We start from the raw sequence: 25,981 nt of genomic DNA, 5'->3' as shown, positions 1-25,981 counted from the left end.
CCGCAAAAGAGACAAAAGATATTTGTAAATATTAATCAAAACCAACAGCTTTCAAAAGTGTAAAATCTTTGATTATGTTTTCTTTAATAATTTACTTCTTTTACGGGTTGATAAAAACGTAATACGATTTATTTTATAGATGTTTCAGATATGTTTCCATATCTTTATCCCCGCGGCCGCTGAGGCAGATCACCACAAGATCATCTTTTTCGAATCTTTTTTTATCCAAAACGGCTAAAGCATGAGCACTTTCCAGAGCCGGAATAATGCCTTCGATCCTGGTGAGCTGAAACGCCGATTGCAAGGCTTCCTCATCATTAATGCTGAAAAATTCTGCCCGGTTTTCTTTAAATAAATTAGCATGGAATGGCCCAATTCCCGGATAATCCAGACCTGCGGAAATGGAATGGGGTTCAATGACCTGTCCGTCAACTGTCTGCATCACCAGACTTTTGCTTCCATGAAGAATGCCTAAAGTTCCCAGAAAAGTTGTGGCAGCAGATTTTCCCGAATCTACTCCGAAACCTCCGGCTTCGGCTGCGATCAGTTGTACATTTTTTTCCTCTACAAAATGGTAAAAAGCCCCTGCAGCATTGCTTCCGCCACCAACGCAGGCAATGACGTAATCAGGATTTTCACGGCCCGTCTGTTCCAGCAGCTGTTCTTTGATTTCTTTTGAAATAATACTCTGAAATCGGGCTACGAGATCCGGAAAAGGGTGTGGTCCCACCACACTTCCAATGACATAATGTGTGGTTGAGGGATTGTTGATCCAGTCGCGCAAGGCTTCATTCACCGCATCTTTTAATGTCTTGGAACCTGAAGTTGCGGGAATGACTTCTGCGCCAAGCATTTTCATTCGGGCAACGTTCGGGGCCTGTCGTTGAATGTCAATTTCTCCCATGTAAACAATACATTCAAGACCTAATAAAGCACAAGCTGTTGCAGTAGCTACTCCATGTTGACCTGCCCCGGTTTCTGCAATAATCCTGTTTTTCCCGAGTCGTTTTGCGAATAAAACCTGGCCGATCGCATTGTTGATTTTGTGCGCTCCGGTATGGTTCAGGTCTTCTCTTTTAAGGTATATTTGGGTATTGTATTTCTCGCTTAAATTTTTGGCAAAATACAAAGGGGTTGCACGCCCAACGTAATTTTTTAATAAGCTCTGATATTCTCGTTGAAAACTTTCGGATTCAATGATTTCAAGATAACCGGATTGTAATTCTTCTACATTGGGATAGAGCATTTCGGGGATGAAAGCTCCTCCGAATTCGCCGTAATATCCGTGTTTATCGGGATTTTTGTAATTCATATTTTGGTTTTTAAAGTTATATTATTTTGATTGGGCGAGTCCCGAAGGGACGGCATATGTCAGGATTGGATGCAGTCCAATTAAACTAATCCCATAAATATTTTTCATCATATTTCATTTTGTGTTTTTCGAGAATGCCTATCAGCTCATCTTTGTAATGGATTTGCTGGTGATGCTGTCTTTGGTTTCTGATATATTTTCTGACAACAAATACATTTTCTTCAGCTACCGAAAACGCTCCATAACCATCCTGCCAGAAGAAATTTTCATATTCTTTTCCTTTTGTTTTTATCCATTTTGATGAATTGGCTTTAATTTCCTGAACGAGTTTCATTAATGCAATTTTCTTTGAAAGTACACAGAGTATATGAATATGGTTATCTGTTCCTCCAATTTGCAGTGCTGTACTTTCTAAATTTTTACAAATGACCGCGATGTATGAAAATAATTCCTTTTCTATTTTTTCATCGATGAAATCTTCTCTGTACTTTGTACTGAAAACAATGTGTACATAATTTTTTACTAATGATTGTGACATCTGTTTGTGTTTTTAAATTGTTTTGATGTAATTTAAATCGGACTTACATCCGATTCTGTTATAGGTCGTCCCTTCGGGACTCTGTTTGGATTTTAAAAATTATTATTTTATATCGGATTCACATCCGATTTTGTTGTAGGTCGTCCCTTCGGGACTTCGTTTTCATTTGATATTATTTTTTAAAATTTTTATTTTTTCCAAATCTTTGACACCGGGTTTTATTTCAAAGCGCGAATTGATATCGATGGCGAAGGGTTTTTGTTTTAAGTGCTTTACTTTTTCAATATTCTCTGATGAAATGCCGCCGCTTAGAAAGTAGGGAAGTGAGATTTCAATGGAGTTCAAAATGTTCCAGTCGAAAGTTGTTCCGGTTCCTCCAAAGGCTGTAGAATCGGTATCAAAAAGAAGATAATCTGCTGATTGGTTTTCATGGATAATTTGTTGTAATTCATCTGATATTTGATTTACCATTCTTATGACTTTAATAATTCCGTTTTCCGGATGTATTTTTTTTCTTAATTCAATGGTAAAATCTTTGCTTTCATCGCCGTGGAGCTGGATAAAATTCAATTTTGCTTTTTCTGCGGTTTCCGCTATTCTTTCTAAACTTTCATTGACAAAAACCCCGACTTTTCCCCGATGTTTGATTTCTCCAATTTGTTTTAAACTCAAATGATTTAAAATATATCTGGGTGATTTTTCATAAAAAATAAAACCAAGAAAATCCGTTTTCATTGCAGTCAGCTCTTCGATTTGTTCCAGTTGTGTTAAACCGCAAACTTTCAGTTTCAACAGATCATTTCCGGGTAGTAGTTTTTGCCGCTCCATCATTGTTAAATTTTTAGACTGTTACATTGTTACATTCAAAACAAATTCTCTGAACTTATTTCCCGGATTTTCATCTTTCATAAAGTATTCTCCCATAAGGAAACCGTCAAACCCTTTTTCTTTCAAATACAAGAAATCTTCAATGCTGTAAATTCCGCTTTCGGCAACGGAAAAGGTCTCTTTTGGAAGCAGGTTTTTTAACTGAACGGAATGTTCGAGATCTACACGGAAATCTTTTAAATTCCGGTTGTTGATTCCAACCAGGTCAATATTTTTGTTGTAATGTTTTAATTCTTCTTCGGTATGAATTTCCAGCAAAACCTCTAATCCGAGCTGATGAGCGAGATCTGTAAATTCATCAACCTGAGAAATGGAAAGGCAGGCAGCAATAAGCAATACGATATCGGCTCCCATATTTTTAGCTTCATAAAACTGATATTCATCCACCATAAAATCTTTTCTTAAAATAGGAATACTGATCTGTTGCCGTATTTGAATGATATCATCAAAGCTTCCTCCAAAAAAATTCTGATCTGTTAATACCGAAATTGCGCTTGCTCCTGATTTTTCATACGCTGAAGTGACCTCCAGTGGAGAAATAGTATTATTTATAATTCCTTTTGACGGAGACTGCCTTTTGAATTCGGCAATGATTCCGCTTTTGGTTTTGATGGTTTTCTTCAAAGAATAGGTTTTTCTCTCAAAGAATATTGAATCTTTAAGCAGCTGAACGGAGATTTTCGACTTTGAAAACTCAATTTCCTCCTTTTTTCTCTGAACGATTTGATCAAGTATATTCATAAGGTATTATTTTAATAACAGTTCGAAGCTGTTCAGTGCTTTTCCGCTATAAAGACTTTCTTTAGTAAGGGTTAGGCATTCGTTGTAATCCCCAAATCTTTTTGTATGAAAAAGCGCAACGGCAGCATTAACCAAAACCACTGCATTTTGCTGTGACGTTCCTTTTCCTTGTAAAATGTTTTTAAATATTTCCGCTGTTTCCTGAATAGATGATCCCGCCTGAATGCTTTCAGCAGTTACAGGTTCGAAGTCCAGATCCGATGTAGAATATACTTTCTCGCCCTCTTTGGTAATGATTTTCGTGTCATGGGTGAGGCTGATTTCATCGTAACCGTCCATTCCGTGAACGATCATAAATTCACGTTCATCTTTTTGCAGCAGGTATTGATAAATTCTTGCAATCTCAAGATTATAAACACCTATTACTGAAAACCGGGGCTTGGCAGGATTCACCAACGGACCCAGAAGATTAAAAAATGTTCTTAGTCCGAGTGACTTTCTCAACGCGCCTACGGATTGAAGGGCAGGGTGAAAGTAAGGTGCGTGAAGAAAACAAATATTGGATTGATCCAGTTCTTTTTGCAGTTCTTCCGAGGTTTTTTTGAAGACATATCCTGCTTGTTCCAGAACATTTGAAGAACCTGTGAGGGTTGATGCTCCGTAATTTCCGTGTTTTGTTACTTTTTGTCCGGCACCAGCGACAACAAAGCTCGCTAATGTTGAAATGTTTATGGTATTTTTTCCGTCGCCACCTGTTCCCACAATGTCAATCGCATCATCTGCATTAATTTTTACCGGAACAGCCATTTGCAGAAGAGCTTCACGAAATCCCTGAAGTTCCGGCAGCGTAATATTCCGCATCAGGAAAATGGTTACAAAAGCGGTTACTTCAGTAGCATTAAACTTATTTTGTGCAATTTCAATCATAATGGCTTTTGCCTGCGATTTAGACAACGTATGATGATTGAAAAGGTATTCAAGAATCTCTTTCATTGATTTTGATTTAGATAAATTATTAATCCAGCAGAAAGTTTCTGATAATTACTTCTCCTTCCGGTGTCAGAATACTTTCAGGGTGAAACTGTACGCCATGAACATCATAGGTTTTATGCTGCAATGCCATGATCATTCCGTCTTTGTCTACTGCTGTTATTTCAAGCTCTTCAGGAAAATCTTTGGGATTCACTACCCAGCTGTGGTATCTTCCCACTTCCATTCCGCTTTGGAGATTTTTGAAAATTTTCGTCTCCTGTTTTATAATTTCTGCGGATGTTGCAACGCCATGGAAAATTTCCGAAAGGTTAATAAGACTTCCTCCAAAAGCCTCTGCAATAGCCTGCTGACCGAGGCAAACTCCTAAAATACTTTTTGTGGAAGCATATTTTTTAATTAATTCCAGTAAAATTCCGGCTTCTTCAGGAATTCCGGGTCCGGGTGAAAGTACAATTTTATCGTATTGATCAATCTCTTCCAGCGTAATTTCGTCGTTCTTCACTACATCTACTTTAATCTGAAGTATTCTTTCGATCATCTGAACCAGATTATAGGTGAAGCTGTCGTAATTATCGAAGACAAGAACTTTAGTTGCTGGTTGTTGGTTGTTGGTTGTTGGGTTATATTTCATTTTATTTTTTCATTAATTATTCTGCCAGCTTTTCTGCCTTTTCCACCGCTTTTTTCAACGCATTAAGCTTATTATTGACTTCCTGCAGTTCACTTTCAGGACTTGATTTCGCGACCAGTCCTGCGCCTGCCTGATAATACAACGTGTTATTTTTGCTTAAAAAGGTACGGATCATTATGGCCTGGTTGCAGGTTCCGTTTAAGCCAAAAAAACCGATGCACCCGCCGTAATAGCCACGGGAATTTTTTTCGTAGGTATTGATAAGTTGCAAAGCTTTATGTTTTGGGGCTCCACTTAAAGTTCCTTGTGGAAAGGTTGCCGCCATCATTTCAAAAGGCTTTGTATCTTGGGGTAAATCTGCTGTAACTTCACTTACCATATGAATAACATGTGAAAATAACTGTATTTCCTTGAGCTTTGTTACGGTCACATCTTTTCCCAGCTTTCCGAGATCATTTCTCGCCAGGTCAACGAGCATGGTATGTTCTGCATTTTCCTTAGGATCTTTTTTTAAAGATTCAGCCGATTGCAAATCGGTTTCAAAGTCGCCGGTTCTTTTGAAAGTTCCCGCAATAGGATGGATAATCGCTTTGTTATCTTTAATAATCAATTGGCTTTCAGGACTTGAACCGAATAATTTATAGTTTCCGTAATCAAAGAAAAATAAATAGGGCGAAGGATTGATATTTCTCAAAGCGCGATACACATTGAACTCGTCACCTTTGAATTTCTGTTCAAATCTTCTGCTCAAAACCAGCTGGAATACATCGCCTCTCATACAATGTTTCTGTGCCGTTTTTACCAAGTCAATATATTCTTCATCCGTAATATTAGAGGTTTCTTCTCCGTTTTTTTCAAACGGATAAATTGCGGGGTTTTTGTTTTTAATAAAGCTTTCCAGTGTGTATATGTCAGATCTTATTCCTTCAATTTGATTTTCAATAAGGTGCATTTCATCATTATAATGGTTAATGGCAATCACATATTGGTAGAGCCGGTAGCGCATAAGAGGAATTTCTACTTCCGGACTCTGCGGCTTAAATTCAAGTTTTTCAAAGAACTGTACGGCTTCAAAACTGGTATATCCGAAAAGACTTTGAGCGGTTTCTGCAATTGGATCATGTATTTTTTCACATTCAAACATGTTTGAAAATTCGTTAAAAATACCGGCAATATCTTTATCTAAATCACATTTTACGGGCTGTTGTCCTGGAAGTTTAACCTCATATTTATGGATGTTTTTAACTTCAATACCGGCGATGGCATTAATGGCAATAAACGAAAAATTATTTTCGATATTTTTAGAGTCCGAACTTTCCAGCAGAATGGTATCCCTGAATTTGTCACGCACTTGCAGGTAAATATTCATCGGAGTCTGAAGATCTCCGAGACTTTTTCTGGAAACGGTTTTTATTTTTATTTTTTTACTGAACATTGCAGTTTCTTTAAATGATTTAAACAAAAAAAAGACTTCAACGGAATACGTCAAAGTCTTTATTATATAATTTTAAATTATAATCGCTGTACAAGAATCACCAACACGACAATAACTTCAGACCCGACGAAGAGTTTGGAAGCCACCACCAATTTTTATTGTTGTTGATATTAAACATGCTACAAATGTAAATATTTTTTTCAATACAAAAAATAAAATCCAGAAAAATTAATTCCCATCCATTATCATTCTAATGATGACAAACCTGCTGCATAAAGTCTTAAAGAAGTAATTTATTTCTCAGAAATATTTTTAAATCGGATAATTATCATGAGTTTAAAACTTTATTTTTTATATTTTTGCTTAATAATTTTATAGAAAATGAAAAAAGTATTAGCAATCGCATTTATCGGAGGTTTATTAGTGGCTAACTGTTCTAAAAAGCCAAATCATGACTTACAAGACAGCAACACAATGTTGCCTGAGCCGGACGCACCAACTGCAGTACAGCAGGATTCCAGCGCAACCACAAGAGATACACCGGAAGCTGATGTGAATGCTGCGATGTCAGTTCCTGCCAAAGACGCAAAAGCTGATACGCTTACGAAATAATGAAAAGACTTTTTCTTACGGGGATCATGGGCTTATTCCTGATTTCCTGTTCCAAAAAAGAAAATGTACCGGTTGATACAGCATCTCCGGAAAAAAGGGTTGATGCGGGATCTGCAAAAAGCAGTCTTTCCGGAGAACAGATGATCGAAAGTCTGGACTGTTCCGGATGTCATGCGGTTAATGAAAGAATGATAGGACCTTCTTACCAGGAAATTGCAGATAAATATGCTGAAAAAGATATTGAACTGCTTGCTTCCAAAATTATAGAAGGCGGCAGTGGAGTCTGGGGCAGTGTGCCGATGGCACCTCATCCTCAGGTATCAAAAGAAGAGGCAAAAAAAATGGTGGAATATATTTTAACATTAAAGAAAAAATAATTTCATCCTGAAAAATAATAAAGCTGTTTCTCACTACGGGAGACAGTTTTTTTTATCCTTATTTAGTAATAATCTTACCCAATTTACTTTGAAATGAGACAAAATTTTGAATTTTAAGGACAAAAACCCTTATCTTTGCGCGTTATTGAAATATAGAAATAATGCAATTATCAGAACAGGAAATTATCAGAAGAGAAAAGCTGAACAAGCTTGTTGAAATGGGGATCAACGCATTCCCGGCAGATGAATATGTAATTACAGATACTACAGAATCTATAAAACAGGATTTCGCTGATAATAAACAGGTTAAGATTGCAGGAAGATTAATGTCAAGAAGAATTCAGGGAAAGGCATCTTTCGCTGAATTGCAGGATTCTACAGGCAGAATCCAGGTTTATTTCAACAGGGATGAAATCTGTACCGGTGAAGACAAAACTTTATACAATGAGGTATACAAACATCTTTTAGATATAGGAGATATTATCGGGGTTGAAGGAGAACTTTTCACAACGCAGGTTGGCGAAAAAACGGTTTTGGTAAAAAACTTCACCCTTCTTACAAAATCACTTAGACCGCTCCCTCAGGCAAAAACTGATGAAAACGGAGTGGTGCATGATGCATTCAATGATCCGGAACTAAGATACAGACAGCGTTACGTAGATTTAACGGTAAATCCTCAGATAAAGGAAGTTTTCGTGAAAAGAACCAAATTGTTTAATGCGATGAGGACATTCTTTAATGATGCCGGATATTTTGAGGTGGAAACTCCGATCTTACAGTCTATTCCGGGAGGAGCAGCGGCAAGACCTTTCATTACACATCATAATGCTTTAGACATTCCATTATATTTAAGAATTGCCAACGAATTATACCTGAAAAGATTGATCGTGGGCGGTTTCGACGGGGTATACGAATTCTCCAAAAACTTCAGAAACGAAGGGATGGACAGAACTCACAATCCTGAGTTTACAGCCATGGAAATCTATGTAGCTTATAAAGATTACAACTGGATGATGGATTTCACGGAAAAATTACTGGAATTCTGTGCTATTCAGGTAAATGGTACGACAAAGGCTACATTTGGTGAATATGAAGTAGATTTTAAAGCGCCTTACCAAAGAATTTCAATGACGGATGCAATCCTGAAATTCACAGGTTTTGATATTACAGGGAAAACAGAGCAGGAATTGTTTGATTTCGCAAAGTCTATCGGAATTGAGGTGAACGAAACAATGGGTAAAGGAAAAATTATTGATGAAATTTTCGGGGAGAAATGTGAAGGAAACTTCATTCAGCCAACTTTCATTACCGATTATCCTATCGAAATGTCTCCTTTGACGAAGAAACACAGAAGCAAAGAAGGTCTTACGGAACGTTTTGAGCTGATGGTTTGCGGAAAAGAAATAGCGAATGCTTACTCGGAGCTAAATGACCCGATTGATCAGAGAGAACGTTTTGAGGATCAGTTAAAATTGTCTGAAAAAGGGGATGATGAAGCAGGTCAGTTTATCGACGAAGATTTCTTAAGAGCCCTGGAATACGGAATGCCGCCAACATCAGGTTTAGGAATCGGAATGGACCGTCTGATCATGTTCTTAACGAATAATGCATCCATTCAGGAAGTATTGTTCTTCCCGCAGATGAGACCTGAAAAAGCAGTTCCGCAAATAGAATTAGGTGAAGACGAAAAAGTGATTCTTGAAATTTTAAATTCCCAGGAAGAACCGTTTACTTTGGCAGAAGTGAAAGAAAGAAGCCAGCTTTCCGGTAAAAAATGGGATAAAGCTTCAAAAACTCTGACAAAGAATAATCTGGTGAAAGTTGAAAAGATTGATGAGGTTTTGTTGATAAAGTTAGCATAAAACTCATTTATGAAAACTAGTACGGCATTCTTTTTTTGTTTTTTTTTTACATTTTTACTTTTAGTCAAAGACATTTAACAGATGTTTTAATTGTCAAAGAAAATAATGACTCTTTAAAAGTAAAGGTTGATATACCAATGATTAAAGAATCATCACGAGTAAATATCGACGAAGACAGCTTTTTTCGTAAAGTAAAAGTTGTTGATGATAATGGTAAAAAATTATATACAGTTCAGCCCCAAGATATTAAAGAATTATCTTTTTCAGACTTAGATGGTAAAAAAAAGATTTATCATAAAGAAATTTCCAGAAATCGTTTAATGCAGCTTTTATATGATGGAAATATTAAATTGTATAAGCAATTTATCCCTCAAATGCATTATACTGCAATTTATTATTTGTTTTTAGATTCTAAAAGGGAACCTATTAAAGTTGGCTTATTTGAAAATAATGAGAAAATTTTATTAAGAATTACAGAATCTAAACCTGAACTAATAAATAAAATTAAAGAATTGAAAGGTGGGGAAGACGCAATGATAGAAATATTAAAAGAATTTGAAGAATCTTAATAATATAAAAAGTTTATAATTTAATTTATGGGGTAGTTCGCGCTTCCCCATAATTTTTTAAAAGAATAGACAGACTATTTCTATTAATTCTCCGTTTCCATTAAAAACTATCAGATGAAAACTCTCGTATTGCTGGTTTTCTGTTGTATAAGCATCCATTCACAGATGCTCACTTCTGTCTATTTCGATTATGACAGTTATACACTCACGAAAGAATCCCGAAGAAAATTAGATAGTCTGGTAAACCTGAAAAGCAATCTGAAATTCAGGATTTTTGGAAACTGTGATATTTCCGGAAGTTCAGAGTACAATAAAAAGCTATCTGAAAGTAGAGCTAATGCAGTGAATAAATATCTTCAGGCAAGAATCGGAAATACGATTGCTCTTGAAAGCGTTGTTGGTTTGGGAAAAGAAAAGCAGATCAATGACAACAGTACCGAAGAATTGCGCCGTAAAAACAGGAGAGTAGATATTTTTATTGATCAGGTGCTGAGGGCGGGCGAAATAAAATCAGGCAGAACGTTTGAAAGCTTTTTCAGCAAGAAGGTTGCTGATATGAAAGTTGGAGAGAATTATTCTTTACCGAATGTCAATTTTATCGGAGGGCGCCATGTCTGGTTTCCAAAAGGAAATAAAGTTCTGATTCAGCTGGCTGATGTGCTGAAAAATAACCCATCTCTTGAAGTGGAGCTTCAGGGACATATCTGTTGTGATTATGATAATTTCGATGGTGAAGATCTCGATCTGAAAACTTTTAATCTTTCTTGGACAAGAGCTCATGCGATCAGAGAATTTCTCGAAAAGCAGGGAATCGATTCGCGGCGGATAAAAGTTACCGGAATGGGACATCTCAATCCCGTCGTTTATCCTGAACGTACTGAAGAAGATATGATAAAAAACAGGCGGGTGGAAATTGTAGTGCGTAAAAAGTAAAAATTTATTAATCTGTTATTTTCAAATATCTTTTCTGGTAATCGGGATTATAACAGTGATAAGAAATCAAATTTGCTGTTTTTTCCAATCCTTTATTTCCTTCGTTTTTATAAAGTAAAATTTCATCTTGAGTAAGTTGTATCCAGACTTCCCATACACCGTGAGTTCCGCAGGTTACTTCCATCAGATAAGTGTCATGATGATTTTTAAATAATCTGTAAATATACGGGCTCAATGAAATGAGTTTAAAATTTTTCAGATCAAATTCCACCATAACAAAGTTTTTATTGAATGTTGTTATTTAATATTATCTTCTTAGTTTGCTGAACGAAGCCATCAGGTAAAATAAAAACGGTAAAATAAAAATAGACCCTAAAATCAGCGCCCACCCTAAAGCGGAAATGGTTTTCGGAGCTGCAACATGCTCCAGTAAAGAAAGGTGCTGCCCGTTTCCGAAAAGAATAATATTGGGATTATGCTGGTAGGTTGCTGCAACTAAAATCATAATCACCTGAAACCCGGCTAATGCCCTTACAGGAAGAAGTTTTTTGGTATTCATAGCTCTGAGAATCAACAGGAGACAAACGGTTGCAAAAGCCGTTGCCATCATTCCCAGTGGCTTTGAAAAAACCCACATGATCAAGGGGATATCAGACAGATATGCTGTTAAGAAAACCAGTGCTCCTGTAATGACAACAAAAATCATCGTTTGTTTCGATTTTTTAATCATTAAATTAAGTTCGAGGCGGTCAACTGTTTCTCTCAAAGCAAAAACAGAAGCCAGATAAGCACAGATGGAAACTGTGAAAAGTCCTACAGCAACCCCGAACCAGTTCAGCCAGCTGAAAATATAGAGATCTAAAAATCCTTTGGCATCAGGATTAATAGAATGCGAAATAGTTGCAGCAGCAATTAATCCCAGAAAAAAAGGTGTCAGAAGACTTGAAAAATAAAAAATCTGCGTATATAGCCTCTGCCATTCATCTTTCACGGCATCATAATGCCTGAATGTAAATGCCGTTCCTCGCGCAATGATCCCGATAAGCATTAAAACCAGAGGAATATGCAGATAAGTTGATAATGTGGTATAGATTTCAGGAAACCCTACAAAAAGAATAACAATAGCGATGATCAGCCACATATGGTTGGCTTCCCACACCGGAGCAATCGATTCATACATGATCACTTGGGTTTTAGGACGGTTCTTTTTTCTCGTAAAAAGCTCTACGATTCCTGCACCAAAATCTGCTCCGCCCAAAATCACATAAAGACAGATCGACAGCCAGAGGAAACCTATAACTACGTATATCATAATTTTTTTTGTTTATCGTTAAACTGAGGATCCGTAGGATCGTAAAGTTTCGGGACCATTTTGATCTGTCTTGTCAGAAGGAAAATAATAACGAAAGACAGTGAAACAAAAACAGCGGTAAAGAAATAGAATGAATACTGAATTCCGGGCATTGGTGTTACGGCATCAACAGTTTTCATAATTCCGTAAATAATCCAGGGCTGCCTCCCCACTTCCGTTACGGTCCATCCGGCTTCCAGTGCGATATATCCAAAAGGTGTTGCTATTAAGAATGTTTTCAGCAGCCACTTCTTTTTCAGCCACCCTTTTTTGAAAAACGCAGCATATAAATAAATAATTCCTATAATAATCATCACCACTCCGAAGAAAATCATAATCTGAAAGGCAAAATGTACTACAGCAACCGGCGGCCATTCATCCCTTGGGAAATCTTTCAGTCCTTTTACTTCAGAATTAAAATCATTGCTTACGAGATAGCTTAAGACTTTAGGGATTTTTATGGCATATTTTATTTCTGCTTTTTCTTCATCCGGAATTCCGCCAATCACAAAAGCTGCACCTTTTTCCGTTTCAAAATGTGCTTCCATTGCTGCTAATTTGATAGGTTGTCTTTCCGCAACAGATTTCGCGGCAACATCTCCACTAAGAGGTGCTCCAAACGCTCCTATTAATGCGAATCCGGCAGCAATTTTAAAAGCTTTGGTATGAAATTCAATATTCTTTTTGCGAAGAATCATATAGGCATGAAGTCCTGCAACAGCGAATCCTGTGGCGCAAAATGCAGCGACTGTCATATGCAGCGACTGTGGAAACCAAGCATCATTAAACATTGCTTTAATAGGGTCTATATTCAGGTACTGTCCGTTAATATAATCAAAACCGGCAGGAGAATTCATCCATGCATTGGCTGCAACGACTAAAATTCCGGACGCTAAACCGCTTATACCAACCAGAAATCCACAGAACCAGTGAAACCATTTGTTGAATCTGTCCCAGCCGTAAAGAAAAAATCCTATGGCAATAGCTTCTATAAAAAATGCTGTTCCTTCCAGGGAAAATGGCATCCCGAAAATAGGGCCTGCATGTTTCATGAATTGTGGCCAGAGAAGTCCGAGTTCAAAAGAAAGCATCGTTCCGGAAACAGCTCCGGTAGCAAAAAGTATGGCGACGCCTTTGCTCCATGCTTTGGTGAGACCTTTGTAGATTTCATTATTTGTTTTTAAATATTTCCAGTGCGCAAACGCCATCAGAAAAGGCATAACCATTCCCACACACGAAAAAATAATATGAAAACCGAGGGACATTGCCATTTGGGCACGAGCTGCAAGGAAATCGTCCATAAATACTAAATTTTAAGTAAATAAATGTAAGGATAAATTGCCTATATACGAATATGATTTCCGACAGTTATTATTCAGATTGAAGATTTTAACTTTGTATTTTTTATGAGTAAATTCTATTCAGTTTCTGTGGAAAAGTCTCGTGGTTTTTGACATATTTTAACTTTCATAACTCGAAAAAAATCACGATATTTGTGGGTCTTTGCATTTAGCAGGATTTTTAATATTTTATATGAGTCAGAAACAATATACAGCTAGTAGTATTCAGGCATTGGAAGGGATGGAGCACGTTCGTATGCGTCCTTCAATGTACATTGGTGATGTAGGAGTAAGAGGTCTACATCATTTGGTTTATGAAGTAGTGGATAATTCTATTGACGAGGCTTTGGCAGGATACTGCGATACCATCTTTGTCAGCATTAAAGAAGGAAACGGAATTGAAGTAAGTGACAATGGTAGAGGTATTCCGGTAGACTTCCATGAAAAAGAACAAAAATCTGCTCTTGAGGTTGTAATGACAAAAATCGGGGCCGGAGGTAAGTTCGATAAAGATTCTTATAAAGTTTCCGGAGGTCTTCACGGAGTTGGGGTGTCTTGTGTAAATGCACTTTCCAATGAAATGGTAACCACCGTTTATAGAGACGGAAATATTTATCAGCAGATCTATTCCAGAGGAAAAGCACAGACCGGTGTTGAAGAAATCGGGAACAGCGACAAGCGAGGAACCAAACAGTTCTTCCAGCCGGATGATACTATTTTTACCGAACTGGTTTATAACTATGATACCTTAGCAAGCCGTTTAAGAGAACTTTCTTACCTTAACAAAGGAATTACAATTACCTTAACTGACGAAAGAGAAAAACTTGAAGACGGATCTTTCAGGTCTGAAGTTTTTCATTCCGAAGGCGGGCTAAAAGAATTTGTTGCATACATTGACGGAAACCGTGAATCCATTATGGAAAATGTGATTTTCATGGAAGGCGAAAGAGATGATATTCCGGTGGAAGTAGCCATGCGTTATAACACATCATTTACCGAAAATCTTCACTCGTATGTTAATAATATCAATACACATGAAGGAGGAACTCACTTAGCAGGTTTCAGACGTGCTTTGACGAGAACCCTTAAAAAATATGCCGATGATTTGGGTATTCCGCAAAAAGAAAAAGTAGAGGTTACCGGTGATGACTTCCGTGAAGGATTAACAGCCGTGATTTCTGTAAAAGTAATGGAACCTCAGTTTGAAGGGCAGACGAAAACAAAATTAGGGAACTCTGAAGTTTCCGGTGCCGTAGACAAAATTGTTGGTGAAATGCTGACAAACTTCCTTGAAGAAAACCCTAACGAAGCGAAATTAATCGTACAGAAAGTGGTTTTAGCGGCAAAAGCTAGACAGGCGGCAAAGAAAGCCCGTGAAATGGTGCAGAGAAAATCTCCGATGGGAGGTTCCGGGCTTCCGGGAAAACTTTCAGACTGTTCTTCAAAAGATCCTGCAGAATCTGAAATTTTCCTTGTAGAGGGAGATTCCGCAGGCGGAACGGCAAAACAGGGAAGAGACAGGTTCTTCCAGGCGATTCTTCCGTTAAGAGGTAAAATTCTTAATGTTGAAAAATCAATGCTTCATAAAGTGTATGATAATGAGGAAATAAAAAATATCTACACCGCTCTTGGAGTTTCTGTTGGAACAGAAGAGGATAGCAAAGCTTTAAACATGGCTAAGCTGAGATACCACAAGATTGTTATCATGACCGATGCCGATATCGATGGTTCTCACATTTCTACCCTGATCCTGACGTTCTTCTTTAGATATATGAAGGAGCTGATTGAAAACGGATATATTTATATTGCTCAGCCGCCTTTATATTTACTGAAAAAAGGAAATAAAAAGATCTATGCCTATAATGAGAAGGAGCGTGAAGAATTTACCCTCGAAATGTCCCCGGACGGAAAAGGAGTGGAAGTACAGCGTTACAAAGGTCTTGGAGAAATGAATCCTGAACAGCTTTGGGAAACAACCCTTAATCCTGAACACAGAATTCTTAAGCAGGTAACTATTGATAATGCAGTAGAAGCAGACAGTGTCTTCTCTATGCTTATGGGAGATGAGGTTCCTCCGAGAAGGGAATTTATTGAGAAGAATGCAAAATATGCAAAAATTGATGCATAATATAATAGCATTTAACATAATAAAGGCCTCAGTAATGAGGTCTTTTCCTTTTATTTTAAATCCTGTTTAACATAAAAAAATAATTATAAACACTTAAAGGGATTTTCTTATTTTTGCTAAATTTTAATAACCATGATTAAAATACTTTGTACCGTAGCTCTTTCCACAGCATCATTGTATTATGCACAGAGCTTTCCTGCTTCGGCAATTCCTGAAAATTTGAAGAAGAATGCAGACGCAGTTATCAGAAAAGATTTCACTACTGTCCAGATCAATAAGATCGATGATATCAAATACCAGTATTATACCGTAACAACAGTTCTCAATAAAGATGGAGATTCGGATGCGCAGGTATTCATTCCTTATGAAAAAGGAAACAGTATTTCCGATGTAAAGGTGAATATCTATGATGAAGCCGGGAAAAAAATAAAGTCCTTTTCCAAATCTGATTTCAACGATTTTGCAAATAATAATCAGGGAACATTTTATTCGGAAAACAGGGTGATGGTTTTGCCTTATATGCCGACACAATATCCTTATACCGTTGAATTTTCTTATCAGATCGGTGATGAAAATACGGTATTCTTACCTGATTTTACACCTTTCAGATCAACGAAAGTATCATTGGAAGAAGCGCAGATGAAAATTGTCAATAAATCCGGAATAGATCTTAAAACAAAAATTTATCCGTCGCCCTATAACTACACTTCGGTAACTGAAAGTGAAAACGCCGGCGAAAAAAACTATACGTATAAAAATGTTCCGGCTATAGATGATGTGTTTTTACTGCCTCAACCTGTGAAAATTTTGCCTAAAGTAAGCTTTGCTTTAACAAAATTCAATCTCGAAGGAAAACAGGGAAGTATCAATAACTGGGGAGATTTCGGAAGCTGGTATTATAATAGCATTTTACAGCCGGTTTCTGTATCTACACCTGCTATTAAAGCTGAGGTGATGAGCCTTGATCTTAAAGGAACAACAGAAGAAAAAGTAAAAAAGCTGTACCAGCATATGCAGGCTAAAACAAGATATATTTTTGTTGCGCTTGGAATAGGAGGATGGCAGCCTATGCTTCCTGATGAAGTGCAGAAAAAAGGGTATGGTGACTGTAAAGGACTTACCAATTATATGAAAACTTTGCTGGATGAAGCCGGTATTCCATCGTATTATTCAGTAGTTAATTCAGGTACTTCGCCTGTATCTTTTGATAAAGATTTCCCAAAGATGGGTGGCAATCACGTTATTTTAATGGTGCCGACAGAAAAAGGGAATATCTGGCTGGAAAATACTTCCCAGCAAGTGGCATTTAATCATTTAAGTTACAATACAACGGCAAGAAATGTTCTTTCGATCAGAAAAGAAGGAATTGAACTGATTAATACTCCGGATTATACCGCTGAACAAAGTAAAGAAAAGCAGAAGCTCACAATCAAAATTAATGAAGATAACAGTATTTCGGGTGAAGGAAGTTTTTCTTATACCGGAATTCAGTATGATAACAATCTTGTTCTTGCTTCCATGTCTTCAAAAGAACGAACCGAAGCCGTAAAAAATATGTTGGATGTTTTGCATTTTGAAAAAATCGAGATGAAAAATTTCCTGAATGATAAAGATAATGCAGTTGCGAAATACGACCTGGATTTTAAAGCCAACAATTATTCTAAAAATGCGGGAAACAGTATTATTTTCAGAGCAGTTCCTATTTTTTCTAACAATGTTTATAAAAATGAAGAAAACAGAGAATTACCATTCGAATTGAGACAGTCTTTTGAAGATGAATATGAAGTAAGCTTTATCCTTCCGCAGCAGTACAAAGTGGAAGAACTTCCGGAAAATGTTGTACTGAATTCGGAATTCGGAACGTACAAGCTGAGTTTTGTGAAAAACGGAGAATCGCTGAAGGTCACAAGATCCATCAGGATTAATAAAGGTATTTACCCGAAAGAGAAATATAACGATTATATCAATTTCAGAAAAAAAACAATTAACATAGACAACTCAAAAGTTTTAATATCTAAAATTTAACATGAAAAAAATAGTATTCATCGCTCTTTGCTCAGCTCAATTTATTTTTGTGAATGCTCAAAAACATAAATTTCTCGATCCGCCAAAATTCAATGATGCAGATTTATCTAAACAGAAATCAACTCTGGATGAAAATGCTCCGGCGGAAATTCTTTACAGATCATTACATTTCAGTATTGATAATACAACCGGTAATCTTATTAAAAATACATTCTATAGAGTAAAAATTTATGATAAAGATAAGGCTGAAGATTGGTTGAATGTTGAAATACCGCTTTATCAGAACGGAAGTGATCAGGAATCACTTGCCAAAATGAAGGCGTTTACTTATAATCTTGAAAACGGAGCTGCGGTTGCCACCAAAGTTGACAAAACATCAAAATATAAAAGTAAAGAAAGCAAAAATATTTCTATCAGCAAGCTTGCATTTCCTAATGTGAAAAACGGTTCTGTTATTGAATATCAGTATGAGGTAGTGTCTCCCTTTCTTTTTATTATTCCCGAAATTTTGATTGAAACGGATACCCCTTCCCTTTATACGGAATACATTTTGGACAGTCCTGCCAATATTGCATACAATCTTAATTATACAGGTTCTCTGCTGCCAAAATATAAAGAAGTTGATGAAAGACTATTGTATGGAGCAAACTATAGAACCTACCGCTTTGCTTATGAAAACCTGAAATCTTTCAAAACGGAAAAGTTTGTAAACAATGACAGAAATTACAGGACAAAAATTGGTGCAGAGCTTCACTCTACAAATTTTAGAGAACTGAAACTCTACTCATCATCCTGGGAGCAGATTAAAGAACGTCTTTATGAAAGTGAAGATTTTGGAGGAGAGCTCAAGAAAACAAGACTGGCCAAAGATAATATGCCTGCCAATATTGCAGGTATTTCCAATGAATTGGAGAAGGCCAATGCTATTTTTAATTATGTGAAAAATACTTTTACCTGGAACAAAGATGCGGGTCTGTATGTGGAAGACGGGATTAAAAAAATGCTCGAAACTAAAACCGGAAATGCCGCTGAGATGAATCTTTTCCTGGTAATGTTGCTTCGGGAAGCGGGTATTAAAGCAGATCCTCTTGTTATTTCTACAATAGGTAACGGATTGATCAATCTTGCGTCTCCCAATGTTTCTAAGATGAATTTTGTAATTGCAGCAATCCAGACGAAAGATGGTATTCATTTGTTTGATACTACGGTAAAGCAGTCATCTATCGATCAGCTTCCTCCCAGAGACTGGAATCAGTTCGGAATCCTTATATCTAAAGATAAAGTTCAGCAGGTTACAATGAGCAATGCCAAAGCAAGCTTTACCTATCTCACGGCAACGGCTAAAATTAATGAAGACGGAAGTATTTCCGGAAGTTATTCAGACAGAGATACCGGGACATATGCCATGTTTGCCAAGGAAAGCTATGACGATAATGCTGATAAATATAAAAAACAGTATAAAGAGAATTTCTCCATAGACTTTACAGATATCGATTCAAAAGTTATTGAAAACGGTGACTTTGAAAGCACGATGAAGTTTTCGTCCGAAAACCTTATTGATAAAGTCGGCAAAAAGATCATCATCAATCCGATGCTTTTCCTGAATAAAAACTCCAATGAATTTGATCAGACGGAAGAAAGAAAATACATGATTGATTTTATCACACCTTTTACAAGAGTGAAAAAGATCATTCTTCAGATTCCGGAAGGATATGCGATTGAAGAAATGCCGAAAAATAAAAAAATTGTTACCGAAGATAAAGAAATTGAGTATAGCTATATCGCAGAGCAAAAAGGCAATACTTTGGAAGTGATTTCCACCACAAAAGTTTTGAGCCCGAACTATCCGAAAGAATATTATCCTGCATTCAAACAGATTTGGGGGGTAGCATCCAAACAGGAGAATCAGGTAATCAGCCTGGTGAAAAAATAAAACCACATAATTTTTAAAATAAGTTTAAAACCATTCATTTTTTGAATGGTTTTTGCATGTATATAGAAAAAGAATTATGAAAAACACTATAGCCGCTCTTGCTCTTTCGGCACTTTTTATCATTTCATGTAAAAAAAACGAAAACAGCAGCACGGAAATTATTAAGAATGACTCTGTACACGCAAATACATTTACGGTAGATTCTGTAAAGGTGAGTGATTCTTTAAAATTGAGTGATTCTCTTAAAGTTAAATATTCAACTACAATGCTGGTATTTCCTGACATTAAAAACAATGCACTTCTGGACAGCATTTATTTCGAAGAAAAAAATATCCGTGATTTTTCGAAAAACGGCATTCAGGATTGGCTTGAAAAAGATAAAAACGAATATTTCAACAGCATTAAAAAAAATTCTAAAGACTGGATTTCAGATATGAATTTTTCCCAGGAGTGGTATTCTGATAAAGCTATGAAACTTAAATCAAAGCTGAATGATTATGTACATATTCAGTATATCTGGGGTTCTTATGAAGGAGGTGCTCATGACAATTATGGTTTTTCAGAAAGAGTTTTTGATGTAAAAAACGGTAAAAAGCTTCAGCTAAAAGATATCACCAGCATGTCGACCTCGAAAATTGAAGCCATGCTTCTGAAAAATATTAATAAAATAAACAGCGGAACTACAGATAATACCGGAGCAGTTAATAATTCGGAGATGCTTTTGGTAGATGTGATTCCCGCAACGGAAAATTTCTATTTTGACGAAAAAAACCTGTATTTTCACTACAGTCCTTACGAAATTTCCGCTTTTGCTGCAGGAGATATTACCATTCCTATTTCATGGACAGAGCTGAAAGGTACTATTAGTCCTGAATTCGAAAAAAGAATGGGCATAACCTATTAAGCCGATACCAAGATCGATACAAAATGATGAAAAAAATCTATTTCATATGGATATTGTCTTTCCTTTCAGTCATCTTTGCCTGCAAAGAATTTGGAAATGAGAATAAAAATTCAGAAAAAAACGGATTTGGTAGAACTACTGTAGATTCTGTCATAGAAGAAGATACCCTGAAAATTTCTGATTCTGTTGTATTGCGTTATTCATCTAAGCTGTTATGGTTCCCCGGTCTTGACAATAAAAAATTTCTTTCGGAAATTTATTCCGGCGAAGAAATATCAGATTACTCCAAAAACGGACTTCAGGTTTATATTGATAAAGAAAAAGAATCTGTTTTTGACAGAACGAAAAATTTTCGTGGCCTGCCGGATGTAAAACAGCAGCAACAATGGTCTTATATCTCCCAGATGAATGTGCGTATGAACAGAAATAATTATGTAGCTGTTCAATATTACAGCAGTCAGTTTCTGAATGAGAATAAAGTTCAATATCATTATGAAGAGAAAGTTTTCGACTTTAAAAATCACAAGAAACTTGAATTATCAGACGTATTAGTTCTTTCCGAAGAAACCATCCGCAGGATATTAAAACTGAGCCTGGAAAAAACAACCATGATGCAGCAGATTAAAACCTATGATCGGGAAGCTTATGCAGCTCTTTCTGCTATTACTTTTCCGGTGACCAGGAATTTTTATTTTGATGATTCCAACCTGTATTTTCATTACAATATGAATGAGATCAGCCATAATTATGATATCGGAGATATTATTCTCACCATTTCATGGGAAGATCTGAACGGATATATTAAGCCGGATTTTGCCAGAAGAATGAAAATTAACTGAATTTAATGCTTTCTAATCTGAAAGCATTTTTTATTTTTGCATCAATGGAAAAAGTAGCCTTCATTATCAATCCCTTTTCGGCCAAAAGAAACTATCAGCCGTTTCTTACTGAACTGCATGCCAAGGTGAAAAATCCTTTGTATTATATTTCAGAATCCATTTTGGGAACCGACGATTTTATTCATAATCATTTTGATGAAGTTGATATTTTTGTAGCGATAGGAGGAGACGGAACTATTTCAACGGTAGCCCGTAATCTCATCAGTACACAAAAAATTCTGGCTATTTTTCCGGCAGGTTCCGGAAACGGATTTTCCAACGAGACCAATTTCAGCAAGAATCTTGATGAACTTCTTGAAAAACTCAAACGAAAGAAATCCAGAAAAATTGACACTTTTACCATCAATGGAAGACTGTCCATCAACGTTTCGGGGACCGGTTTCGATGGTAAAGTGGTGAAAGAATTTGAAAAAACAACGCGGGGTTTTAAAAATTATATTAAAGTTTCCCTTAAAACATTCTTCAAATACAAGCCGAAAAAAGTTAAATTTTTGGATGAAAAGTATAAAGAATACGATGGTAAATACCTTATGGTGAATATTGCCAATACGCGCCAGTTTGGAAATAATGCATACATAGCACCACATGCAAGCAAAAGTGACGGACTGGTGGATATGGTTCTGGTAAAGAAATTTCCAATCACTTATTCTCCGTTATTTGCATTCAGAATGTTTACCAAAAAACTGAAAGATGATAACTATATTACTTATCTCCCTGTATCAGAAGTGGAATTTAAGGTAAACACCAAAAATTGGCATATTGACGGTGAGTTCAACAAGATAAAGTCACCTATTCATGTAAAAGTGCAGCCTTCGAGTTTGAATATTTTAATTTAAATTATTAATTCAGTTAAATTTATAAATGTCTCCATATCCATTGGTGCATTCCCTGAAAAATTCTTTAGGTAAACCGTTTTTAAGACTGATTTTTGATACAATATTTTTATTACAATGCAAATTTGTATTTTGAAAGATTAAAATTTTATTTATCAGCTTCGTGGGTAAATCTGTATCTACGCCAACAGTGTAATTTCCTAAATATTGATTCTCTCCGTTAAAAATAAGTATTCTATTTGTTGATCGTCGAGATAATCCCCAAATCCACGTTGAATTCATTATTTTATAAGTTTTGCCTTCATTTGTTTTAACTCTTCCAAGATAAGTAAGATGTGTTTCTGTTCCTCTCGTTTCTGTCCATTTTCCAAAGATTATTTTTTTTCCAATTAATCTTTTTGATAAGACTATTTGCTGAATTTTGTCATTGCTGATTTGTGAATTTCCAGAAAAAGGAATTAATATGCATAAAGAGGCCAAAAGCTTAATATAGAATAATTTTTTTCATCAATTAAATTTCTAATTTCTTTTCTATATCACGGGGATGATTCAGAGAATACTGCAGTTGATCCTTATCCAGTTGTTTTTCCCAGTTGGCAACCACAACTGTTGCTACGGAATTCCCGATTACATTGGTTAACGCACGGCATTCACTCATGAATTTATCAATTCCCAAAATCAGCGTCATTCCCGCAATAGGAATTTCAGGAACAACGGCCAACGTTGCAGCTAATGTCACGAACCCCGCTCCTGTAACACCTGCAGCGCCCTTTGAACTCAGCATGGCTACTAACAGCAGCATCATCTGCTTTTCAATCGGAAGATGAATATTAAGAGCCTGAGCAATAAATAATGAGGCCAGTGTCATATAAATATTGGTTCCGTCAAGATTGAAAGAATATCCCGTTGGAACCACCAAACCTACGATAGCTCTTGAACAGCCTGCTTTTTCCAATTTTTCCATAATTCCGGGAAGTGCAGATTCAGACGAACTTGTTCCTAAAACCAACAGCAATTCTTCTTTAAGGTAATACATCAGTTTGAAAATATTAAAACCATTGTACCACGCTACAGAACCTAGAACCAGCACCACAAACAATGCAGAAGTAATGTAGAAAGTTCCCACAAGAAATATGAGGTTTAAAACAGAATGAAGTCCATATTTACCAATTGTAAAAGCCATCGCTCCAAAAGCTCCAATCGGTGCCAGCTTCATCAGCATATGAACAATTTTGAAAACCGGTGTGGAAAGATCCTGCAGAAATTCGGTTACTTTCGCGCTCTTTTCTTTTGTTAACACCAAAGCAACACCCATCAGAATGGCTACCAGCAGAACCTGAAGAATATTTTCGCCCACCAGCGGACTAAAAAGTGTTTCGGGGATAATATTCATGATAAACCCGGTAAGGGTAGATTCATGTGCTTTTTGTTGGTATTGTGACACATCTCCGGACAGGGTAGTAGGATCTATATTCAGTCCATGGCCAGGCTGTAAAATATTTCCAACCACAAGTCCGATAATCAGTGCTAATGTTGAAAAGGTTAAAAAATAGATCATCGCTTTAACGGCAATTCGTCCTACTTTCTTCAGGTCTGTCATGTGAGCGATTCCCAACGTAAGGGTGATGAAGATTACCGGAGCAATAATCATTTTTACCAGTTTAATAAAGCCGTCACCCAAAGGTTTCATCTTCTCTCCCAGTTCAGGGTGAAATTTTCCTAAAAGGATTCCGGCAATTATAGCGATCACTACCTGAAAATAAAGCTGCTGATAAAGTTTTTTTGCTTTCAATGAAATTTTTTTAAAGAACGAAAATTATGAAAAAATTACTGTTTCTGATGACAAATATCAGTAAAAGTTTCGGCGGGGCTTTTAGCCCCGCCGAAACTAATTATATAAAGTCCTGGAGAATAAAAAACGTAATTGTTATTCCACTGCTACGGAATCATCACCTCTGCCATCCGCAACAGCATGAATATTCCCTTCATCGTCAATCATAATCATTTCTGTTCTCCCTATTTGTCCCCATTTTTCAGCTTTATATCCAAGCTTTTCCATATCATTAATAGTGCTTTCAGGAAAGTTCTTTTCAAAAGCAACCGTTTCCGGAAGCCACTGATGATGGAATTTTGGAGCATTGACAGACAAATTGGCACTGAGTTTAAAATCTACTACATTTACAATAGACTGATAAACAGAAGTGGGAATTGTTGTTCCTCCTGGTGTCCCTACAACCATATAAGGTTTTCCGTTTTTCAGAATAATTGTGGGAGTCATTGAAGACAGCATTCTTTTATTAGGCTGTATGGAATTTGCTTCTCCGCCCACGGCTCCGAACATATTCGGAACACCAGGCTTAATGGAAAAATCATCCATTTCATTATTTAGAAAAAAACCTGCGCCGGAAACAACAACTTTACTTCCATATAAGCCATTCAGAGTAGTGGTTACAGCAGCTGCATTACCATCTTTATCAATTACTGAAATATGCGTAGTCTCTGTTGATTCTTTAGGCTGCTTTATGATTTTTCCGACTTCTGCACTTGGGGTGGCTTTGCTAAAACTAAAATTTTTCCACCTGTTTTTTAAGTATTCATCTGAAATAAGATATGAAGTTTTATCCTGGATGAAAGCGGGATCTCCCATATATTCTGCCCTGTCAGCATAAGCTCTTCTTTCTGCTTCCACCATAATCTGAACAGCTTTTGTAGAATTCTGCTGGTATTTTTCCAGATTTTCATAAGATGCCATTTTCAGCATTTGTGCCAGAAGAATACCGCCGCTTGATGGCAGTGGCATAGATACAATCTGGTTTCCTTTATAATCAAAATCCAATGCTTTTCTTTCAATAACTTTATAGTTTATAAGATCTTCAGATGTAATAATTCCGTTTCCCTTTTTCATTTCAGCAACCAGAAGTTCAGCGGTTTTGCCTTCATAAAATCCTTTTTGCCCGGATTTCTGGATGCGTTTTAAAGTTTCTGCCAGCTCTTTCTGAATAAGCAGGTCGCCGGTTTTCCAGGGAATATTTTTTACAAAAGCAATACCTGTTTTGTTATAACGCTCAAATTTTTCTTTATTGGCGTTTAAAAGATCAGCTTCCTGGCGGGTAATGGCAAATCCTTTTTCGGCCAAATCTATTGCCGGCTGAATAAGTTGTTCCATGGGTAGTCTGCAATGCTTCAGTGTTGCAAAAAAACCGGCTATACTTCCCGGGACTCCTACTGCAAGCCTTCCGTTTTGGGAAAGGTCTGTATCTGCCTTTCCTTTTTTATCAAGATACATATCGTGGGAAGCACTTGAAGGTGCAGTCTCACGATAATCAAGTGTGAATTTTTTACCGTTATTTTTTACACCTACCAAAAAACCGCCTCCTCCGATATTTCCGGCCTGCGGATAAACCACTGCAAGCGCATACTGAGTGGCAACAATGGCATCATAAGCATTTCCCCCCATCTTCAATATTTTGGCACCTGCCTCACTTGCAAGAGGATGCGCCGAAACAACAACACCTTTATTTTTTACCTTTACTTCCTTTAGAATGTTAATGTCAGTATATTGCGCTGATACTGTGGAAGTAAATAAAATAAAAGAAATAATAATCTTTTTCATTTACAAATTTTACAACCGAATTTACGATTTTGTTTTAAGATAGACTTTAAAATATTACTTTTGC

General features: G+C 36.6%; 24 protein-coding genes. 11 read left to right on the top strand and 13 right to left on the bottom strand.

Going from position 1 to position 25,981, the window contains the following annotated elements; genetic code table 11:
- Positions 1–133: 133 nt before the first annotated feature.
- The 7 genes from trpB to ODE14_RS07850 form a co-directional block, all read right to left on the bottom strand.
- Positions 134–1,312, bottom strand: a complete 1,179-nt coding sequence (gene trpB, locus ODE14_RS07880; protein ID WP_263603635.1) for a tryptophan synthase subunit beta — start codon at positions 1,310–1,312, stop codon at positions 134–136.
- A gap of 85 nt (positions 1,313–1,397) precedes the next feature.
- Positions 1,398–1,850 carry an IS200/IS605 family transposase gene (gene tnpA / locus ODE14_RS07875; RefSeq protein ID WP_263603634.1) on the bottom strand — a complete coding sequence of 151 codons (453 nt, stop codon included), beginning with the start codon at positions 1,848–1,850 and terminating at the stop codon, positions 1,398–1,400.
- Positions 1,851–2,012: 162 nt separating this feature from the next.
- On the bottom strand, positions 2,013–2,681 hold the full coding sequence (locus ODE14_RS07870) for a phosphoribosylanthranilate isomerase (protein WP_263603633.1): 669 nt from the start codon (positions 2,679–2,681) through the stop codon (positions 2,013–2,015).
- An 18-nt stretch (positions 2,682–2,699) separates the two neighbouring features.
- On the bottom strand, positions 2,700–3,479 hold the full coding sequence (trpC, locus tag ODE14_RS07865; RefSeq protein ID WP_263603632.1) for an indole-3-glycerol phosphate synthase TrpC: 780 nt from the start codon (positions 3,477–3,479) through the stop codon (positions 2,700–2,702).
- Positions 3,480–3,485: 6 nt separating this feature from the next.
- Positions 3,486–4,472, bottom strand: a complete 987-nt coding sequence (gene trpD, locus ODE14_RS07860; protein WP_263603631.1) for an anthranilate phosphoribosyltransferase — start codon at positions 4,470–4,472, stop codon at positions 3,486–3,488.
- Between the two features lie 22 nt (positions 4,473–4,494).
- Entirely contained in the window at positions 4,495–5,103 is a 609-nt protein-coding gene (locus ODE14_RS07855) for an anthranilate synthase component II (RefSeq protein WP_263603630.1), read from the bottom strand.
- 16 nt (positions 5,104–5,119) lie between these two features.
- The gene (locus tag ODE14_RS07850; protein ID WP_263603629.1) at positions 5,120–6,538 is read right to left on the bottom strand and encodes an anthranilate synthase component I family protein; all 1,419 of its coding nucleotides are present in this window, start codon (positions 6,536–6,538) and stop codon (positions 5,120–5,122) included.
- Positions 6,539–6,919: 381 nt separating this feature from the next.
- Here ODE14_RS07850 and ODE14_RS07845 point away from each other — a divergent pair, with 381 nt between their 5' ends.
- The 5 genes from ODE14_RS07845 (at position 6,920) to ODE14_RS07825 (ending at position 10,891) form a co-directional block, all read left to right on the top strand.
- On the top strand, positions 6,920–7,150 hold the full coding sequence (locus tag ODE14_RS07845) for a hypothetical protein (protein WP_169229170.1): 231 nt from the start codon (positions 6,920–6,922) through the stop codon (positions 7,148–7,150).
- On the top strand, positions 7,150–7,527 hold the full coding sequence (locus ODE14_RS07840; RefSeq protein ID WP_248392343.1) for a c-type cytochrome: 378 nt from the start codon (positions 7,150–7,152) through the stop codon (positions 7,525–7,527). Before ODE14_RS07845 ends, ODE14_RS07840 begins: the two co-directional genes overlap by 1 nt.
- A 161-nt stretch (positions 7,528–7,688) precedes the next feature.
- Positions 7,689–9,389: a lysine--tRNA ligase gene (lysS, locus tag ODE14_RS07835; RefSeq protein WP_263603628.1), complete on the top strand. Its 1,701-nt coding sequence runs from the start codon at positions 7,689–7,691 to the stop codon at positions 9,387–9,389.
- 137 nt (positions 9,390–9,526) lie between these two features.
- Positions 9,527–9,958 (top strand): hypothetical protein, encoded by a 432-nt coding sequence (locus ODE14_RS07830; protein ID WP_263603627.1) that lies wholly within the window; start codon positions 9,527–9,529, stop codon positions 9,956–9,958.
- Positions 9,959–10,072: 114 nt separating this feature from the next.
- Positions 10,073–10,891, top strand: coding sequence for an OmpA family protein (locus tag ODE14_RS07825; RefSeq protein WP_263603626.1), 819 nt, complete (start codon positions 10,073–10,075; stop codon positions 10,889–10,891).
- Between the two features lie 7 nt (positions 10,892–10,898).
- On the opposite strand, the gene ODE14_RS07820 is transcribed toward ODE14_RS07825, so the two are convergent.
- Genes ODE14_RS07820 through ODE14_RS07810 form a run of 3 tightly spaced genes read right to left on the bottom strand, consistent with a single transcriptional unit; the run spans position 10,899 to position 13,543 of the window.
- Positions 10,899–11,165 (bottom strand): hypothetical protein, encoded by a 267-nt coding sequence (locus ODE14_RS07820; protein WP_263603625.1) that lies wholly within the window; start codon positions 11,163–11,165, stop codon positions 10,899–10,901.
- A gap of 33 nt (positions 11,166–11,198) precedes the next feature.
- Positions 11,199–12,203, bottom strand: a complete 1,005-nt coding sequence (locus ODE14_RS07815; RefSeq protein WP_263603624.1) for a cytochrome d ubiquinol oxidase subunit II — start codon at positions 12,201–12,203, stop codon at positions 11,199–11,201.
- Positions 12,200–13,543 carry a cytochrome ubiquinol oxidase subunit I gene (locus tag ODE14_RS07810; RefSeq protein WP_263603623.1) on the bottom strand — a complete coding sequence of 448 codons (1,344 nt, stop codon included), beginning with the start codon at positions 13,541–13,543 and terminating at the stop codon, positions 12,200–12,202. Before ODE14_RS07810 ends, ODE14_RS07815 begins: the two co-directional genes overlap by 4 nt.
- 232 nt (positions 13,544–13,775) lie before the next feature.
- Between ODE14_RS07810 and gyrB the strand changes: the two genes are divergently transcribed.
- The 6 genes from gyrB (at position 13,776) to ODE14_RS07780 (ending at position 22,307) form a co-directional block, all read left to right on the top strand.
- Positions 13,776–15,710, top strand: coding sequence for a DNA topoisomerase (ATP-hydrolyzing) subunit B (gene gyrB, locus ODE14_RS07805; protein ID WP_263603622.1), 1,935 nt, complete (start codon positions 13,776–13,778; stop codon positions 15,708–15,710).
- Between the two features lie 132 nt (positions 15,711–15,842).
- Complete coding sequence (locus ODE14_RS07800; RefSeq protein ID WP_263603621.1) at positions 15,843–17,735, top strand: DUF3857 domain-containing protein; 1,893 nt, start codon at positions 15,843–15,845, stop codon at positions 17,733–17,735.
- Between the two features lies 1 nt (position 17,736).
- On the top strand, positions 17,737–19,668 hold the full coding sequence (locus ODE14_RS07795) for a transglutaminase-like domain-containing protein (RefSeq protein ID WP_263603620.1): 1,932 nt from the start codon (positions 17,737–17,739) through the stop codon (positions 19,666–19,668).
- A 76-nt stretch (positions 19,669–19,744) separates the two neighbouring features.
- Positions 19,745–20,572, top strand: a complete 828-nt coding sequence (locus ODE14_RS07790; protein WP_263603619.1) for an RsiV family protein — start codon at positions 19,745–19,747, stop codon at positions 20,570–20,572.
- Between the two features lie 23 nt (positions 20,573–20,595).
- Positions 20,596–21,411, top strand: coding sequence for a hypothetical protein (locus ODE14_RS07785; protein WP_263603618.1), 816 nt, complete (start codon positions 20,596–20,598; stop codon positions 21,409–21,411).
- Between the two features lie 5 nt (positions 21,412–21,416).
- Positions 21,417–22,307 carry a diacylglycerol kinase family protein gene (locus ODE14_RS07780; RefSeq protein WP_322925267.1) on the top strand — a complete coding sequence of 297 codons (891 nt, stop codon included), beginning with the start codon at positions 21,417–21,419 and terminating at the stop codon, positions 22,305–22,307.
- Positions 22,308–22,316: 9 nt separating this feature from the next.
- On the opposite strand, the gene ODE14_RS07775 is transcribed toward ODE14_RS07780, so the two are convergent.
- The 3 genes from ODE14_RS07775 to ggt form a co-directional block, all read right to left on the bottom strand.
- Positions 22,317–22,784: a hypothetical protein gene (locus ODE14_RS07775; protein WP_263603617.1), complete on the bottom strand. Its 468-nt coding sequence runs from the start codon at positions 22,782–22,784 to the stop codon at positions 22,317–22,319.
- A gap of 31 nt (positions 22,785–22,815) precedes the next feature.
- Positions 22,816–24,096, bottom strand: a complete 1,281-nt coding sequence (locus tag ODE14_RS07770) for a dicarboxylate/amino acid:cation symporter (RefSeq protein ID WP_263603616.1) — start codon at positions 24,094–24,096, stop codon at positions 22,816–22,818.
- Positions 24,097–24,231: 135 nt separating this feature from the next.
- Positions 24,232–25,917: a gamma-glutamyltransferase gene (gene ggt / locus ODE14_RS07765; protein WP_263603615.1), complete on the bottom strand. Its 1,686-nt coding sequence runs from the start codon at positions 25,915–25,917 to the stop codon at positions 24,232–24,234.
- Positions 25,918–25,981: the final 64 nt, after the last annotated feature.

Source organism: Chryseobacterium sp. PET-29, from assembly GCF_025736815.1.
Classification (GTDB): Bacteria; Bacteroidota; Bacteroidia; order Flavobacteriales; family Weeksellaceae; genus Chryseobacterium; species Chryseobacterium nepalense.
The sequence above is the reverse complement of the archived record's forward strand: the minus strand, read 5'-3'. Positions and strand labels throughout refer to the sequence as shown.